The following is a 17,131-nucleotide window of genomic DNA, read 5'->3' on the forward strand; positions in this document are numbered from 1 at the left end:
CCTCCTAATAGTTGTGAGTTAACGTTAATTGAAGCTGATTGATCATTGCAGCTAGAAACCTTTCTTCAGCCGCTAATAATCGGTCTAATCTAGCATGAATAGCCTCGATCCTATCAATCTGATAGGTCGGTACATAGAAAAAGCGGACGATTCCTTTCCGAATCGTTTCCCAGTGATCTACACATTCACGATGTGCAACAAGAATCTCTGCATCCACTCCATAAAGAGCCGTTATGCGATAACCTTCCACTTGTTTGGCCATTAACATTTGATTCAATGTATCGACAAGCATCCCAACATTCTGTTTTAAACAATCTTCTGTCGAACTGATATGTTTGATCCATTTCACAAACTGTTTCAACACCTCCATACTTTCGTTTAAACTATGGAGGTTGTTAAGCAAGTTGCGCGCGAATATCCCCTTAAGCTCAGGCAAATCAAGACGCCAACGATCTGCATCGCTATTGTGTGAAATAACGTAAGATGCAGCTCTGTGCTCCATCTCTTGATAATGTTCTTGGAACCCTTGACAAGCCCGAACTAGATCATCAAACCCAATCGTGCAAGGCTTATATGACAGATTTTCACGGCGATCATGCTCTAGCATATAGAACAATCGATTCTGCTCATCATAACCATAGATGAGCAAAGTATGATCCACATGTTGCTTCATGTAAGCATCTTTGCGCATTGGCACATAGTAGATATCTATCCACACGATGACGGGATTACCTTGACGAATACTTTGTATAAGCTCATCCGTTAGATCATCGAAGCCATAATTCGTTTGAACGATAAGATTTAATTGCGAGAATAGAGACTCAAGTGGCTGAACTTCTCTGTAGCAAAGCTCATATCCGCTAGAATCCTCTAATCCCGAATGGTGAAATACAATTAAATCATTCAGGAGAAATGGGAGAATACCCCCTCCAAAATGGTTAACTACTGGGAAAAAGGAGTTATAAAAACAATTTCGATAATACAGATCGTTAAATGGCTCTATGCGGGGTAGTATGAAAACTTCCGCATGATTCGGCAGATCCTGATTAGTCTCCAAGACAAGGGAGGTTCTGCTATGCTGTTCGCTAGCAACCGCTGCTTGATCCAATGTAAACTGCTCGCTATCCGGTTGCTCTACCCGTTCAGCTTTTACTGATGTGGATTCACTATAATATTGCTCCACATATGCCGCTATTTCACGAATCGTCGGGCTTTGATACAGCTGCTCCGAGCTAAACTGAATACCTGATTGCTCTAACTCAACCTCTACGCGAATGGCTAGAATTGAATTTCCTCCAAGCTCGAAGAAATCATCATCCAAGTCGAGTTCCGTAACGCCAAGCAGTTGTTCCCATAACTTTGATATCTGTATTTCTAAGGTGGAATAGCGACCGTCTGCTCTTCCTGTCAGACGAGGAGTATGTTTCATTGAAGTGTCATTTGAAGACGATGAAGGAATTAAGTTGCTCTCACCGGGATTTGCGGCAGTCACTGATGTTGTGGGAGAATGATACGTATTAGCGCCAAAGTCAATCCAGCATCGTGTTGCTTCAAAGGAGTAAACAGGGATATGCAGCTTCGAGCGGATATGCCCTTCATATAGCAGCGTCCAATCTACTTCTGCACCTTGTACAACAAGCTGAGCCAGCTGCTCAAGCTGAGTGCGCTCGAGTTTCCCACCTGCATCAACTGCCTGAAGAATTAATTCATGTGAAGCTTTACTTCGAGCTCTCAGCTCTTCAGATGTCCATTCCCCCCTTTTTCGTTCGTCTTTTCGGCTGCTCGCTGTTCGATGTTCATCGTAATAAATCCCTTTCTCTACCACAGAATGCAAGCCAGACTCCAATACCTCTAGCAACTGGTCCAGTAAGCTGGACTTGCTGCCAGCAATAAGGGCCAATCTATAGCTATACTGTCCTCTTCCCGTGTTGGCGGTGTAACAAAGATCATCAAGGTTTGCTTCAAGTGACGGCAATCGATCGACATATGACTGTATGAGTCGTACTAAGGACGACTTACTCTTCGCAGATAAAACGATGAGTTGTCCATCTCCATCCCTGCTGTCTTGATCTAAACCCTTCAACCTCCCAGGAGCTTCTTCAAGTACGAGATGACAGTTCGTACCACTGAAACCAAATGAGCTGACACCACATCTTCGAGGAACTCCTTCATCTGTTGCCCATTCTGCCAAACGATCATTTACATAAAGCGGCGAGCTTTCAAAAGGGATACTTCGATTCGGTTTTGTAAAATGTAGCGTGGGCGGCAACTTCTTATATTTGAGTGCAGCAATCACTTTCGCAAGCCCAGCAACACCCGAAGCTGCATCTAAATGCCCTACGTTTGTTTTTACAGAACCAATTGCACAAAACTGTGTTTGATTCGTGTAATTGCGAAATGCCCTTCGCATACCGTCAACCTCGATTGGATCTCCCAGCTTAGTTCCCGTACCATGCGCCTCGATGTAACTAATCGTTTCCGGATTAATTCCTGCGTCCTGCCATGCTCGAATGAGCAGCTTTTCTTGAGATGCAGCATTTGGAGCCGTCAGTCCTACCGATGTTCCATCTTGATTCATCGCACTGCCCCGGATAACCGCATGAATCGGGTCACGATCTCGAATCGCTTGATTTAGCGGCTTGAGCAGCAGAGCAACGCTCCCTTCTCCCCACACCGTGCCATCCGAGCTATCATCGAATGCACTCGTTTGTCTATTCGTTGATTCAATGCCAATCTCGAACAAGCCGTCCACTGGCATGAGACAAACCTTCACTCCACCCGCAATTGCCATCTCACACTCTTTATTTCGCAGTGCCATGCAAGCAGAATGAACAGCTACAAGTGACGACGAGCAAGCTGTATCAATGAGCAAGGCAGGACCTTGCAAATCTAGTAAATAAGCGATTCGTCCCGCCATAATGGAAGGCGTGTTCCCTGTACTTGCCATTGGGATCTCTGCAGGTTGATTTTTCGTTATATATTGGCCATATACAGGCCAATCCGCATATCCGATATAAACTCCTGTGTTACTTCCTTGTATTCGTCTCCCACCATACCCAGCATCCTCAATGGCTTCCCAGGCAGTTTGCAGAAACAACCGCTGATTCGGGTCCATTAAAGCAGCCTCTTTCGGTGATAGATTAAAAAAGGCATAATCGAACTTATCTACATCTTGCATATACCCGCCATAACTAAAGTGAATTTGTTCCTCACTAAGCTGCGTGAACGTACGAATAAATGCTGCGCTGTCCTCTTGTCTGGTTACTGGGAAAGGACCTGTGCAATCACGACCTTGTTCGACGTTATTCCAAAACTCCTCAACGTTAGTCGCACCGGGCATTTTTAATGATAGCCCTATAATAGCGATGTCCGTCGTCCGTGAATCCCCTTGCTGCTTTAACGTTCGAAGCAACTCCAAAGCCACTTTCTCATCCAGGCGACTCGCAGCAACTTGCTCGAAAATAAGGTTCGCTAATTTATCCATTAACTACCTCCAATTCGTGAAATCGATCAACTGCGTCATCAATCGATAAATCGCCTCGTTTCATTTGCGTAAACATTACTAGAATCTCTTCCTCGAATGAATCAGCTTCCATCGATTCGGGCTCTGGCTTCTCAATACCGAATCTACTTGCAACAACAGAAAAGAGATGACTAGTCATACGTGCAATCGTTGGATAAGAGAAAAGGTCTGCAATCGTTGTTAGACTAGGGAAAGCTTCTTCGATGTAGTGATGCACTTTTGTAATGAGGATGGAATCTCCTCCGATCTCGAAGAAATTAGCGTTTATGTCTAATTCTTCGTAACCAAGTACTAACTTCCAAGCTTTTGTTACCACTTGTTCAATTTCGTCGTGTGTGCCAGCTACTGGATTTACTGTGCTTGCAGTTTCCTTTGCTAGCTTAGCAGCGGTAGCTTCTTCTCCTGTTGACTTACTCTTCGTAGAATAGAGCGAGCTTGTATGAGCTTGTTGAAGTTGCTCGGATTGGCGGAATGGCAATAACTCTCCCAATGCGAACAGATGACTTTTATGATTCCAGTTACCTACGAATACTTGTCGCAAGGGCTGCGAGTCAACTGTTTTTAACAGCAGTTGAAATGCTCGTATTCCTTGCTCCGCAGACATCAAATAGAACATCTCCTTAGATTCATCAACATCGGTATTCCCAGCAACATCACTATCCTCCCATGCAGGCCAGTTAATTGTAAGAGTTGGCAAGCCAAGCCGATTCCGATAGGCCGAATAACCATCTAAATAGGCATTTCCTGCTGTATACGGACCTGATCCAATCCCACCTATAAGCGTTATCGCTGATGAGAATAATACAAAGAAATCAGGTTGATCCTCCCGTGTAAGGTGATCCAGAAGCCATGTGCCTGTCGTTTTTGCAGTGATTACTGCTCGAAGCTCGTCCGATAACAAACGGTTCATTACGTTCCCCTCAGCGACTCCAGCAGCATGAACGATACCAGCAATTCGACTGTATCTCTGCCGCAGTTCTGTTAACGCCGCACTTAGCTGCTCTTCATTTGACGTATCCGCAGCGATGACTTCAACATTTGCACCTAATTCTTTCATACCTCTAATGGCACGTATCGCACGGATGATTCTTTTGTCCAGATTGCTATTCACAAGGTCAGACCACTGTTCTTCCGGCGGCAGCACCGATCTTCCCATTAGGGCAATATTAATGCCATCCTTTGCCTCTTTAACAAAGTGTTCCGCTATAAGGAGACCAATACTGCCAAGTCCACCCGTAATCACATAAACACCCTCATTGCCGTATTCCACTAACCTGTTGTCTTGTCGTTGCTCTTCCACTTGCAACTCATCTACTCGCTCTAAATAACGAGTTCCTTGACGATAAGCGATCCAGTAGTCGTTAGCTGGAACTTCAAGTTCTGACCATATAACCTGCGCAGAATCAGTTTGTTCGTCCAGATCAATCCAGCGAATACGGATGTGCGGATTTTCCCAGCCGATGGCTTTACTTAATCCGATCATTGCGTATTGCTCAGGCTGTACTCGAGCTTGATCGTGGATAACCTCATCTCCATATGAAGATACAATGGTCATTTCTATCGACTCACTGCCTGTCCTGCGCGTTAACGCATGTGCCAAACGATAAAATTTATAAATCGATTGCTCAAGACTTTGTTTATGTCCCGCCAAGTTCTCCGCTTCTGCCCGTATGGACATAAAGCGTAAATCGATAATGTGATGAACGGAGACATTAGCTGTATCTAGCAATAATTGCTCATAATCGCCTGGCTCGTCCCGGATAATATACGTTAAATCGTTAATACGCTCATAATGTTCACCCATAACAACAGCGATAACGGTAGCCCCTGAATCGCCCCATTGACGAATTAATGCACTCGCCGCTATGTGCTCATCATGAAAAATCAAGACTCCTTGACGTTCCCAGCTTCTGCGATTGCTGCTCGCGAGCGGTTCAGGACACCACTTTCTTTGATGGTAGAAACTGCTCTGACTACGTTGATGAATATCAGAAACCGTCTGTTCATCCCTACGATTGGCCGCAAGTCCCTCATGTCCAGCATTTTCATTTGACCTAACATCGCTTGGCTTAACCCAGCAACGATATCGATCGAAAGGGTACGTTGGAAAGCTGACACGTCTCCTTCGCTCTTGTTTGTATAATCGCTCCCAGTTGTAGGTAGCACCCTGCACATACAGCTTGCCTAATTCTAAGCAGAGTTGTCGATCACATTTATCAGATTGAGTAAACGCAGCTAATGCAGAATCGGCATCAGAACGTATCACTTCCACCTGCAAGTTGGGACGATCTGCATTGCCCACATAGAGAGAGCTAGTATCATTGGATTCATCTGAGCAGGCTGTGAAACCTAATTTTTTGAATCTGTTAAGCTCGGCCAAAGCTTCCTCTACATGTTGTGCTGCTATAGCGATTCGATATCGATAATGACCCCTGCCTGTGCTTAATGAAAAACATAGATCACCGAAGTCAATCGATAAATTATGCTGTAAGTAGTCCATACTTGAGTCCACATAAGCTTGTAATGCCGACTCCGACTGTGCCGATAAAACAAACAACCGGTATTCGTCTGGACTACTCTTCCTAGTCTTCCGTTCCGGTGGAGCCTCCTCCAAAACAACATGGCAATTTGTACCACTTATGCCGAAAGAGCTTACTCCACATCTGCGGGGAGATTCACCAGCCTCCCATTCCATCAACTTATCGCTCACATAAAGGGGTGAATACTCAAACTCGATTACTCTATTTGGTCTATCCATATGCAATGTCGGATAAATACATTTATGCTTTAGGGACATTACCGCCTTTAGTAAACCAGCGATACCCGCTGTATTGTCTAAATGTCCGATATTGCTTTTCAGTGCCCCGATTGCACAAAATTGACGTTTATCGGTAAACTTCCGGAACGCCCGCTCCAAACCTTTAACCTCAATTGGATCTCCCAGCTTTGTCGCTGTTCCATGGGTTTCAATGTATCCGATAGTCTCGGGATTAATATCCCCCCGCTTCCACGCATCAACGATAACTGCCTCCTGCGCTTCCGCATTCGGAGCTGTTATTCCCGCAGATCCGCCGTCCTGATTCACCGCACTCGACTTGATGACCGCATAGATGTTGTCACGAGCTGCAATCGCTTGATCCAAAGGCTTCAACATGATCGCTACGACACCTTCACCAGTACCCGTACCATCAGCACCATCATCAAATGTCCGCGCTCGTGATGTCGATGATTCTATTCCGACTTCATACTCCCGAACGGGAATCAGATGAAGTTGAATACCTCCAACAATCGCAGAATCACACTCGCCGTTACGAATTGCCTGACATGCAAGATGAACAGCTACAAGAGATGAGGAGCATGTCGTATCCACAAGCAAGCTAGGTCCCTTTAAGTCCATCAGATATGATAATCGACTGGCGATAATTGGACGAACATTTCCTGTCATCGACATCGACACTGATTCTGGCTCAGCTTGACGGATAAGCTTCAAGTAATCGGCATCCGATCCATACCCGAGATAAACGCCTGTTCGACTCCCACCAAGCTTTCCTCCACCGTAACCTGCATCTTCGATAGCACTCCATGCTGTCTGTAGAAATAGTCGCTGATTCGGGTCGAGGAGACTGGCCTCTTTTGGCGATAACTTAAAGAATGAGTAATCAAACTTGTCAATTTCATCGAGATAAGCGGCTTCTCCATAAACTAACTCCTTAGGGTCTCTACCAAGTTGTTTGAAGTGCGAATCTGTATCCTGTTTCCGCAATTGCGGAATCGATCTGACACAGTCCCTTCCCGTCTTTAGATTTATAGCAAATTGATCCAACGTATCGGCTAGTGGAAGCTTTACCGCTATTCCGATAATTGCGATATCTTGACTGGGTACAGTATCAAAGGCAACATCTTCAAGCGCAGCGGCAGGCTTACGATTTAACTTGATTGATTGAAAATCCACCCCGATCACCTCCATACATCATCAAGTATGAACCAACTAAACACATGTACTTAAGTAGGCTGGAAATTGTGCCGTTGTACCCGTCTGCTGTAAAATATCGGCAAATCGTTCTTGCTGCTCTCCTTCTGGTACTTGCTTTGTATCTAGCATCTGCTTCAGTAGCTCTAACGCTTCTTCCATCTGGGCCTCCGTTGGTGGAGCTCCAGTCTCATCTAATTGTTTTTGCATTTGTTGGACCCGTCTGTATGGTGTAATGAAACCTTGCTCGTACTGTTCCGTATTCCAGTTTCGGTTTCTCGTGCAAATAGCCGCAACAAGACATTTGGTGACCACATTATTGGTTGCTTGACGACGTTCCTGCTCCAACTTATCAGCTGTCAGTTCATTTCGCAGCATATCCAGATCGGCTGCTTTTTCATATGGATAACACAGGATAGACTTAGCATCTGTCTTCATAAATTTAGTGAGAACTTGCTTCGCCCCCATCTCAGCGGCAACTGCAACACCCTGATCGAGCAAGAACTTCATTGAGGTATCCCATCGAACTGGAGCTGTTAACTGCTCAGTAAGAAGGCTGACAATTTGCTCTGCAGATTCATAAGGCTTCCCTGTAACATTGGACAATACAGGCCACTTCAATGGTTGGTACGTATAGGAAGCTAGCTCCTCTTGAAACCGTACCGCAGCCGTTTTCATGAGCGGACTATGAAAAGGTGCACTCACTTTTAGAAACGCAATATTAGCTCCATCAGATTCTAGCTCACGAGCGGCTCGCTCGACAGCCAAGGAATGGCCGGAAATAACGAGCTGCTCCGAGCTGTTGTAGTTAGAAACGACAACCGCTGCTTCATCCTCCGAAGATGATGCTCGTTTACATACCTCTTCTACAAGCTGCCCTTTACTGCCTATAATTGCACACATTGCACCGATTCCTTCTGCGGCAGCTTCCTGCATCAATTGACCCCTGCGTCTAACAAGAAGCAGTGCATCTTGAAACGTTATAGCTCCCGCACAAGTTAGTGCTGAGTACTCACCCAAACTATGCCCCGCCGAATAAGCAGGTTTTAATCCAATCTCCTCCATATATACACGGAATGCAGCGACACTTACCGTAAGCAGGGCTGGTTGTGCGTTCTCGGTTTGCATTAATTCATCAGAACTGCCCTTCGCAATAAGCTCCTGCAAATCGAACCCGAGCACTTCATTAGCCTCAGCAAACACCGTTCGTGCTGTTGCAGATCGTTCGATTAATTCCTTGCCCATGCCGACATATTGCGAACCTTGTCCTGGAAATAGAAGCGCCAACTTTCTCATCTTCGTCCTCCTCCTCTCACACCATCACACGGCTTTTCGCCATTTGACCAAGCAGATCGACATATCCACCCACAAGCGTATGAATAGCTTCCTTTTTTATACGTCTATCGTTGTATTTGATCGATATAGCAAATTGATCTTCATCAACCTGATCCTCTATGCCCCAAGCGATATCATAAGCTTCCAACCAATGCGCATCGAGCTCTAAATCAAGTTCTCGGTAGATTAATGGCAGAACATCGTTTTCTTCTTTTGTATGCTTATATGCGTGTATTCGACGAATAGCATAACGACTTGTTTCCTCACTTTTTTGCGCTGTGTGCACATATTGAAAAAGTTGTTCAAAGCCTTTGATCGCATGCAAATCTGCCATTATTGGAACTACCTGCTCTCCTCCTTCTACCAAACATTGAATCGATACGCGAGGCTCCTCATTCCATTCACTTAATAAATACAGCATCATACCCGACAACACATCGAACGATTCAACTTCGTTCTCCTCGGCAACAGCAACAACCAGCTCGTACAAATGAGATTGAAGATGAAAGCTGACAATTCCCATTCCGCTTCCATTCATCTGATGGTGGAAAAATGTTGGTGGAAGTTGTTGATAACTACCCCATACTGGCTGACCCACACTCTCAGTCTCTCTTTGCTTCTCATCTACCCATTCTGCTAATCTAGCAATCGTCGTATAGGTGAAGAGATCAACGATTTGAAGCCCCCATGCAAATTCCTTCTCTAATTTGGCATGAAGCCGCATCAGCAGAATGGAATTGCCACCAAGGTCAAAGAAATGGTCATGGAGCCCCACATCTTCCGCTTTCAGCACCTCTCTCCATACACGCCGAATGTTGTTCTCCGTCTCACTAACATCGCTATCTTTGATCGATGATTGCACATGACTAGCTAATCGATTTGTAAAGAGCTTCAAAGCTCTGCGATCCAGCTTGCCGTTAGATGTCTTAGGAACAATATCTATCCCATAAAATACAGCTGGTATCATATAGGGCGGTAAACTGCCAGCTAACTCATGACTCAGTTCATAGCCGGTTACATCGCGATTTGTTTTCACATAAGCGACCAATTGCATCATGCCGTGTTCATCTTCATGTGCAAGTACAATTGCCTCGTCTATCGCTTCATGATTAAGCAATCGATGCTCAATATCACCCAGCTCAATGCGGTAGCCTCGAATTTTCACCTGCTGATCATTTCTTCCCACATACTGCAAGCTTCCATCCTGCAGCCAAACTCCGATATCTCCCGTTCGATACATTCGTTCATCCGCATAACACGGATCTTTACTGAATTGCTGAGCTGTCAGTTCTGGTCTGTTCAAGTAACCACGGGCTACACCCGCTCCAGCGATACAAATCTCCCCTGAAACGCCAACTGGCAGCGGATGTCCATAGGGATCAAGTACATAGACACGATAGTTTAAAATTGGCTTGCCTATCGGAATGCTGTTTCGTGACGAATTAGCGATGCATCGATGGTAAGTTGCGCAAACCGTTGCTTCTGTGGGGCCATACGTATTATAGACATCAGCTCTATCTAGTAATGCTGATATATATTCTGGCTTTAACACGTCGCCTCCACTAATAAAAGTTCTCACACTTGCCATCCCGTTCTCTTTATTAAGCTCATTCAGTAGCAATGGCGAGACGGAAACGATCGTAATTTCATAATGATCGATGAGCTGAACAAGCTTCGGCAAGTCAATTACGTCCGTCTTGCGTGTAATAACAACTTGACCTCCTGCTAGCAGCACCGGAAATACTTCCTCTACAAATTGGTCGAAGGAGCAAGAAGCTTGTTGCAGAAAGATATCCTTGCTAGTCAACTGGAACTCATGTTGGAATGCATCCACGTAAGCAACCATATTGCGATGTTCTACAACGACTCCTTTGGGAGTACCTGTCGAGCCCGATGTGTATAAAATATAAGCTGCATCATTGGACTTATGGATAGGAGGCAAGTTGAGCGATTCGTTCGATTCCGTCGAATCTAGTAGCAACAATCCCTCATTAATGTTCACTATCGTGCCGCCAAATGAAATTGAATCAGGCAATAGCTTTCCCATGGTCACTAAAATGTTCGCTTTGCAATCTTGCAGCATTTGATTGATGCGACCTGGAGCATAATCATAGTCGATAGGTACATATGCAGCGCCCGACTTAAGCACTGCCAACATCGCAATGAAAATCTTTTCTGGCTCGTCAATATAGATTGCTACAGGCTCATTGACTTGGACGCCTAGTGCTCTCAATTGATGCGCCAGCCGATTTGCAGCCGTATTTATTTGAGCAAAAGTATAGTTTCTATTACTACAAATCATTGCAATTTCATTCGGAGATTGTTCTGCCTGTCGTTCAAATCGCAGTTTTACCGTATCTAAAACTGCCTGCTCCGGCATTTGTTTAGGAGACTGCTTTTGATTAAACGAATACAATAGTTGCTCTCGCTCTGCCTCTGTTAATAGTCCAATCTCGCTTATGAGCAGCTCAGCACTCCTGCACAATTGCCTGAGGACCTCTGCATAGTGGCCTGCTAACCTCGCTACCATTGCTTGAGTGAAGCTGCCTGCATCATAAGCAAAATCCAGCTCAATCTCTCCAGATCCCAGTAGATTAATGCCTATTGTCATTCCATAATGTGTTGCCTCTTCCATCTCATAATGCGCGATCTGCAACTGGTCTGTTTGCCCGATTCCTTTATCTAACGGATAATTCTCAACAACTACAATCGTATTAAATAACGGCTCGTAATGATCAGCCCCGCTATAGGTGCTAATGTCAATTAACGGCGTTAATTCAAAATCAACTCTACGTTTCAATTGTTCGTTAACAGCCTTAACAATCTGATGAACCGTATCGTCCGGCTTCCAGCACATCCGCAGCGGAATCGTATTGATAAACAATCCGATCATTTCTTCCATCCCATGAAGTTCGGGCGTTCTGCCAGATACCGTAGTTCCGAACAGCACATCTTCTACTCGGCAGTAACGTCCCAGCAATATTCCCCAAGCAGTATACATAAAAGCAGCGATTGTTATTCCATGGTCATTTGTAAAGCGATTCATTTCCTCTGCCTCCGTGGCAGAAATTATGATTGTATGGCGCGCTCCTGCAACTCCATCATCCTGCGCAAGCGGCAGCTCCAGCAGCTGCTCCGTCAATCGGCTGCGCTCCTGCCACCCGGCTAGCTCCCGCTCCCAAAAACGTTGGTGCTCTTCCTTATCTTGAAGCTGTTGCAGCCGCACAAAATGTTTAAATGCCGTTTTCGCAGCACCTCTGAGCGGTACAGGCTTCTCTTCTGATAGTGCTTGATACGTTTGCATAAACTCCTTAATTAAAATCCCATTGCTCCAGCCATCAAACAAAATATGATGCCATGTAATGATCATTTCGCTCGTCGCATTGCCAAGCTGACATAACGTGATGCGAATTGGCGAAACCTCAAGATTGAGCTCCCGGGTGCGATCTTGCCGTTTGAGCTCCACAAGTCGTGTCTCGGCTTGCTCGGTCGAATCATTGGAATAATTATGGATGGAAATCGGTATTTCCCGCTCTCTGAGAACGATTTGAAGGGGATTATCAAGTTTCTCCCATCGATAAACCGTTCGTAGAACATCATTCGCCTTGGCAACGATTTGCCATGCTTGTCTAAATGTTTCGACAGAACATTCACCTGACAATCGTGCCGAAAATTGCTGCGTATAATACCCTCTTCCCTTGTCACTCCTATGATGAAATAACAAGCCCTCTTGCATCGGAGTTAATGCCAACATATCCTCCACATTGTTCTTATCCAACTGGTTAGAATGGTTCTGCTTCATACAGCCTCCTCCTCTCCTCCAAGCTCATAAAATGAACGATCTCTATTTTATTTTGAATAGATTAGCTCGCTGTTCTCTTCGTTTTGCAACACTTGTACGACCTTGCCGAGTTCCATCTTAATAACCTGATCAGCCAGATCGAAATAACGATCATCATGCGTAATTGCGATAATACATTTACCCCTCTGCTTCAACTCAGGCAGCAAGCTGTTATAGAAAAATGCCCGGTACTCTGGATCTTGATCCGCTGCCCATTCATCAAACAAGCAAATTGGTCGATCTTCCAAATAACTAATTAATAGCGCTAGCCGCTTTCGCTGACCTGTAGACAGTTTTGTTGTGTTTAACTTACCATCCTGTATTTCCACTTTATCCTGCAGATGAAGCACGTTAAGATAATGGGAAATCTCTGCCTCCTTGGTCGTATAAGGAACACCATATAGCTTATCGAACAAATAAAAATCACTAAATATCGCGGAAAACTGTTCACTCAGCTCACGCATAGAAACAGGGTTGCCGTTAACGCTTATACTACCTTGCTCAGGAGCATAAAGACCTGTAATTAACTTCGCTAACGTCGATTTACCACTTCCGTTGCCGCCTGTAATAAAGGTGATCTCTCCTGATCGGAATGAACAATCGATAGGTCCTACACCAAAACTCTCGCCTTCACTTTTCCCATAGTGATATTCAACTGCTTGCAGCTTAAGCTCCATTTGCTCCAACACTTCGAGGCTAGGTGCTGCTTGTTTCTCGGCTTCTTGAATCGAATCCAGCTCTTTCGACAATTCATTAATACGTTTCCAACTGATTCTCACGCGGAATATATTAGGGATCGTTCCCAATATGCCGTGTACCGGACCAGTCATATATAGAAGGACGAATACATAATTGCGTAGTGTACTTACCTTCAGGTCACTGAACAACAATGGAAACAGAAAGACGACTGCACCGATGACAAAAGTAAACAGCAGTTCCCCGATTACATTAACATTAGCAAATTTAAGATCGCCCCCAACTCGTTTCTCGCGGTAGGTATGGCAATTCTCTCCCATATCCTGCTGAAATTCTTGACGTTTGTTTTTGTTTAGGCTCAGCTCTTTAAATCCACCTGTTAAGTCACTAATAAATCGGAAAAATACGTTTTGAATATCACGAGTTTGCTCCCAAAGCTTATTTGCTTTAAGTCCCGTGAAATAGTGGATGCCAGCAGCTACTACAATAAATCCAACCGCCATTAGCACGCCCACTAAACTGATCATTCCCATGTACACAAAACAACTGATTAACGTAACGGCACTCGTTGCACCCGTAATTACGATGTTCGAGAATCCGCTTATCGCCTCCGTATCGTTATTAAGGGAGGCAGGAATTTTACCATTCTCTACTCCTTCTATTTTCTGATACGACGTGTTCAATATTTTCCCAAGCAGCTCCATTCGCTTCTCATACACCATGTCATTTGCAATCCGGACTAGCCGAGTACGGACTAGCTTTTGTCCGAACGCATAGATTGCTATTCCAAGCACAAAAAAGATAAGCATACCGCTCTGGAACTGTTCGATACCCCGATTCAACGTTTCATTAACGATAAAAATAATGAGGGCATTACCAAATCCACTAGCCACACTAAGCAATACAATTGCAAAGAAGGAGCGATCATCAGGTTTCGGAAATACGGTCGTGAATAGGAAGTACAGTCCAAACAACACAATCGTTGCATACAAAGTAATTACGGCATATGGCAGTGTGCTTGGGGCCCAGACCTGAACGAACGACCAATTTAATCCCCAAAAGAGCGTGTCAGGTATTTGATATAAGCAATAAGCAAGTCCCGCCATAAACGCTAAAAATATTGCCAATCCAGTAATCGTTGTAGCGTGTCGCCCCACATAGGTTCGTCTACCTTTGAGCGCCTGCCAGACTGCTTTACTTGTCAGCCATAAAACTAACAGCACTACTGGCAGTGTTAAGAGAAGAACTACCGTCGAGATAGAATCAAGACTCTTGTACATATCACTTACAGGTTCTGGCACCTTTTCACCCGTTAGCAAATTCATAATGCCCTGTGCTGTTGTACCAGAATAAGGGGAGTTCATATTCGCAAGGACAGCTACACCATAACCGTCGCTCGGACGAATAACGAAATAAGTCGAATAATTGGGATTACCTCCAGCATGCGCGATCATCCCTGTCCCATCCTGATAAACACTCCAACCTGCCGCATAGGATGAACCATCGCTACCAGGTGCTACGGAACGGTCCGGGTTATGGGATTGCTCAATCCATTTATCGAAGCTTTGTGCTTCCGGAACCGAACCTAACTGAATTTGCAACCACTTAGCTACATCTTGCGAGTTCGCAATAATATAGCCTGCGGCCGTATTCCCCCTATAAATAGGAGCATCGTATGGGGCTGGTCTTAACATGCGAAACTTATAGCCCACAGCCATCTCTCCAAGAGCTGCGTCTTTATGGAACATATACGTTTGCCCTAAATTTAGTGGTGCCAGCACCTGTTTCTGCACGTATTCCTCATATGACATGCCAGAGACAGTCTCAATAATAAGAGCAAGAACATCGTAATTTATCGTTGCATAACTATATTTTTCGCCCGGCTTGTGATCAAGCTTTTGCCCAATCTGTGTGCGAACCGTCGTTTCAAGCGCCCCGTCATCTTCTGCTACGGGGATATCCCCAATACTATGAAAGGGGATGCCGCTTGTATGATGAAGAAGATGTTTTAATTGAATATCAGCAGTCTCACCCTTGTATGTGGTCTCAAACCAAGGGAGATACTTCGTTGCTAAATCATCTAGCTTCAAGAGCCCTTGTTCTTCTAGCTGAAGTACCGCTAACCCGGTATAAGCCTTACTTGTCGAGCCAAGCTCAAATAGCGTTTCTGGTCGTACAGGTATCCCTTTTTTGACATCTGAAAAACCGAATCCCTTTTGATAGACCGTTTCGTTGCCCTTTATAATAACAACGGACATTCCCGGTATTTTCGATTTATCCATCATTTCTTCGATATAAGCATCAATATCGCTATCTGCTGCCAAACCTATTGTTGACGCTGCTGCTATACTTCCACTTGAAGACATAAACAAGGAAACGATTAAACCTACGAACATTAACAGCTTTCCTATGTTATTCATGGCACACCTTCTGCTTCGCAAATTGAATAATCTCATTTACTGCATAATCAATACCGCCCGTCGCTTCAAAGGATTGCTTTATGTATCTGCAATTTTGTTTGTATTGTGGATTCGTTATTAGCTGCCTAATTGATTCTTGCAGCTCCTCTCTATTTGGTGCATTCGTTCTCATAAAGATTCCCGTACCCGATCGCTCTACCATCATTGCACCCATAAACTCGTCAAACACTTGCGGTATCACTAACATCGGTACACTGTTGCATACTGATTCGTAGACACTATTAGCCCCGCCATGAGTAATAAACACATCTGCCATACTTAATAGCTTTAATTGAGGCACATAGGGTCGAACGATAAAGTTATCAGGAACCGTAGTATAGAGCGACTCATCAGTCCCAATACCTAACGACATCACCACCTGATAATCGGTGTCGCCTAAAGCGTCAAAGCAAGCTTGATAAAGCTCAGACAAATTATGAAGGATCGTTCCAAAAGCAATGTAAATCAACGGTCTGCCATTCAATTGCTCAAACGGGAAATCATAAGGCTCAACTCTTGGATAAATCTCATAACCTACAAACCGATGAGTATCGTCAAAGGTTTCCTCATGAATTTGAAATTCACGGGACGTAAATACGAGATTCAGTTTTTCTTTGCTGCAAAATATATCATTCATGACATTAACTTCCCGATTTCCGTATTTGAGAGCAATTACACGTGACAGCTTGTCCAACAACTTACGATATACATCGTGTTGACCCTTATATTTGATATAGAGGGGATCATCTGCGGCAAGAAGTACATATTCCATAAAAAACGCAGGGTCCTTTTTCGCCATCTCATCAATAAAAGGAAAATTCGCGAAGACCGCGATACCCGGAATATTGAGCTTAGCTGCAAGCTCTTTCCCCCAAGGGCAAAATGTATCATGAATAATATAATCAGGTCTTAATTGAGCGACTTCATCATGTAGCGCATCCACCAATATTCGGCACTTATTCATGAGAAAATCGGCGAGCACAATCATCGTCTCCACGCCGGTTCCAATATGCCTTCCGAAACTAAACAGATCTCTATAACTGCGGAACGTCGCACCGGTCCCTTCGATCTTTGCTCGAAAAGAATCATTACTATAATAAGTGACCTCTTCGCCCTTCTCGATTAGCCTATGAATTAATCCAAGCGTTGGGTTTACATGTCCGTGCAAATCTATCCCGAAAAATACCACTCTGGACATACAAAACGACCTCCATTGATAACTCGGATGTGAAACAATTACGTATCAATACCACGTATAATTAATACAATTAACGACGCTAGCAGCACCGAGCTGACGCATCCAATTC

The 17,131-nt window shown here is 44.5% G+C and carries 6 protein-coding genes; all 6 read right to left on the reverse strand.

Translation table 11 applies throughout. The annotated features are described in order from the left end of the window. Positions 1-4: 4 nt before the first annotated feature. Genes MFF31_RS04895 through MFF31_RS04920 form a run of 6 tightly spaced genes read right to left on the reverse strand, consistent with a single transcriptional unit; the run spans position 5 to position 17,022 of the window. Positions 5-3,484, reverse strand: coding sequence for a beta-ketoacyl synthase N-terminal-like domain-containing protein (locus MFF31_RS04895; protein WP_238186986.1), 3,480 nt, complete (start codon positions 3,482-3,484; stop codon positions 5-7). Beyond that, positions 3,477-7,475 (reverse strand): type I polyketide synthase, encoded by a 3,999-nt coding sequence (locus MFF31_RS04900; protein ID WP_238186987.1) that lies wholly within the window; start codon positions 7,473-7,475, stop codon positions 3,477-3,479. The genes MFF31_RS04895 and MFF31_RS04900 overlap by 8 nt, the downstream gene beginning before the upstream one ends. A 36-nt stretch (positions 7,476-7,511) precedes the next feature. Then, the gene (gene fabD / locus MFF31_RS04905; RefSeq protein ID WP_238186988.1) at positions 7,512-8,789 is read right to left on the reverse strand and encodes an ACP S-malonyltransferase; all 1,278 of its coding nucleotides are present in this window, start codon (positions 8,787-8,789) and stop codon (positions 7,512-7,514) included. 16 nt (positions 8,790-8,805) lie between these two features. Then, positions 8,806-12,630 carry a non-ribosomal peptide synthetase gene (locus MFF31_RS04910; RefSeq protein ID WP_238186989.1) on the reverse strand — a complete coding sequence of 1,275 codons (3,825 nt, stop codon included), beginning with the start codon at positions 12,628-12,630 and terminating at the stop codon, positions 8,806-8,808. A 47-nt stretch (positions 12,631-12,677) separates the two neighbouring features. Then, positions 12,678-15,785: a cyclic peptide export ABC transporter gene (locus MFF31_RS04915; RefSeq protein WP_238186990.1), complete on the reverse strand. Its 3,108-nt coding sequence runs from the start codon at positions 15,783-15,785 to the stop codon at positions 12,678-12,680. Further along, on the reverse strand, positions 15,778-17,022 hold the full coding sequence (locus MFF31_RS04920) for a macrolide family glycosyltransferase (RefSeq protein ID WP_238186991.1): 1,245 nt from the start codon (positions 17,020-17,022) through the stop codon (positions 15,778-15,780). The genes MFF31_RS04915 and MFF31_RS04920 overlap by 8 nt, the downstream gene beginning before the upstream one ends. Positions 17,023-17,131 lie beyond the last annotated feature (109 nt).

It is taken from the genome of Paenibacillus sp. L3-i20 (assembly GCF_022180385.2).
In the GTDB taxonomy this organism is placed as follows: domain Bacteria; phylum Bacillota; class Bacilli; order Paenibacillales; family Paenibacillaceae; genus Pristimantibacillus.

Excerpts from the sequence above, each read along its gene's own strand:
- fabD (WP_238186988.1), bottom strand. The coding sequence starts at position 8,789 with ATGAGAAAGTTGGCGCTTCTATTTCCAGGACAAGGTTCGCAATATGTC.
- MFF31_RS04910 (WP_238186989.1), bottom strand. The coding sequence starts at position 12,630 with ATGAAGCAGAACCATTCTAACCAGTTGGATAAGAACAATGTGGAGGAT.
- MFF31_RS04915 (WP_238186990.1), bottom strand. The coding sequence starts at position 15,785 with ATGAATAACATAGGAAAGCTGTTAATGTTCGTAGGTTTAATCGTTTCC.
- MFF31_RS04895 (WP_238186986.1), bottom strand. The coding sequence starts at position 3,484 with ATGGATAAATTAGCGAACCTTATTTTCGAGCAAGTTGCTGCGAGTCGC.
- MFF31_RS04920 (WP_238186991.1), bottom strand. The coding sequence starts at position 17,022 with ATGTCCAGAGTGGTATTTTTCGGGATAGATTTGCACGGACATGTAAAC.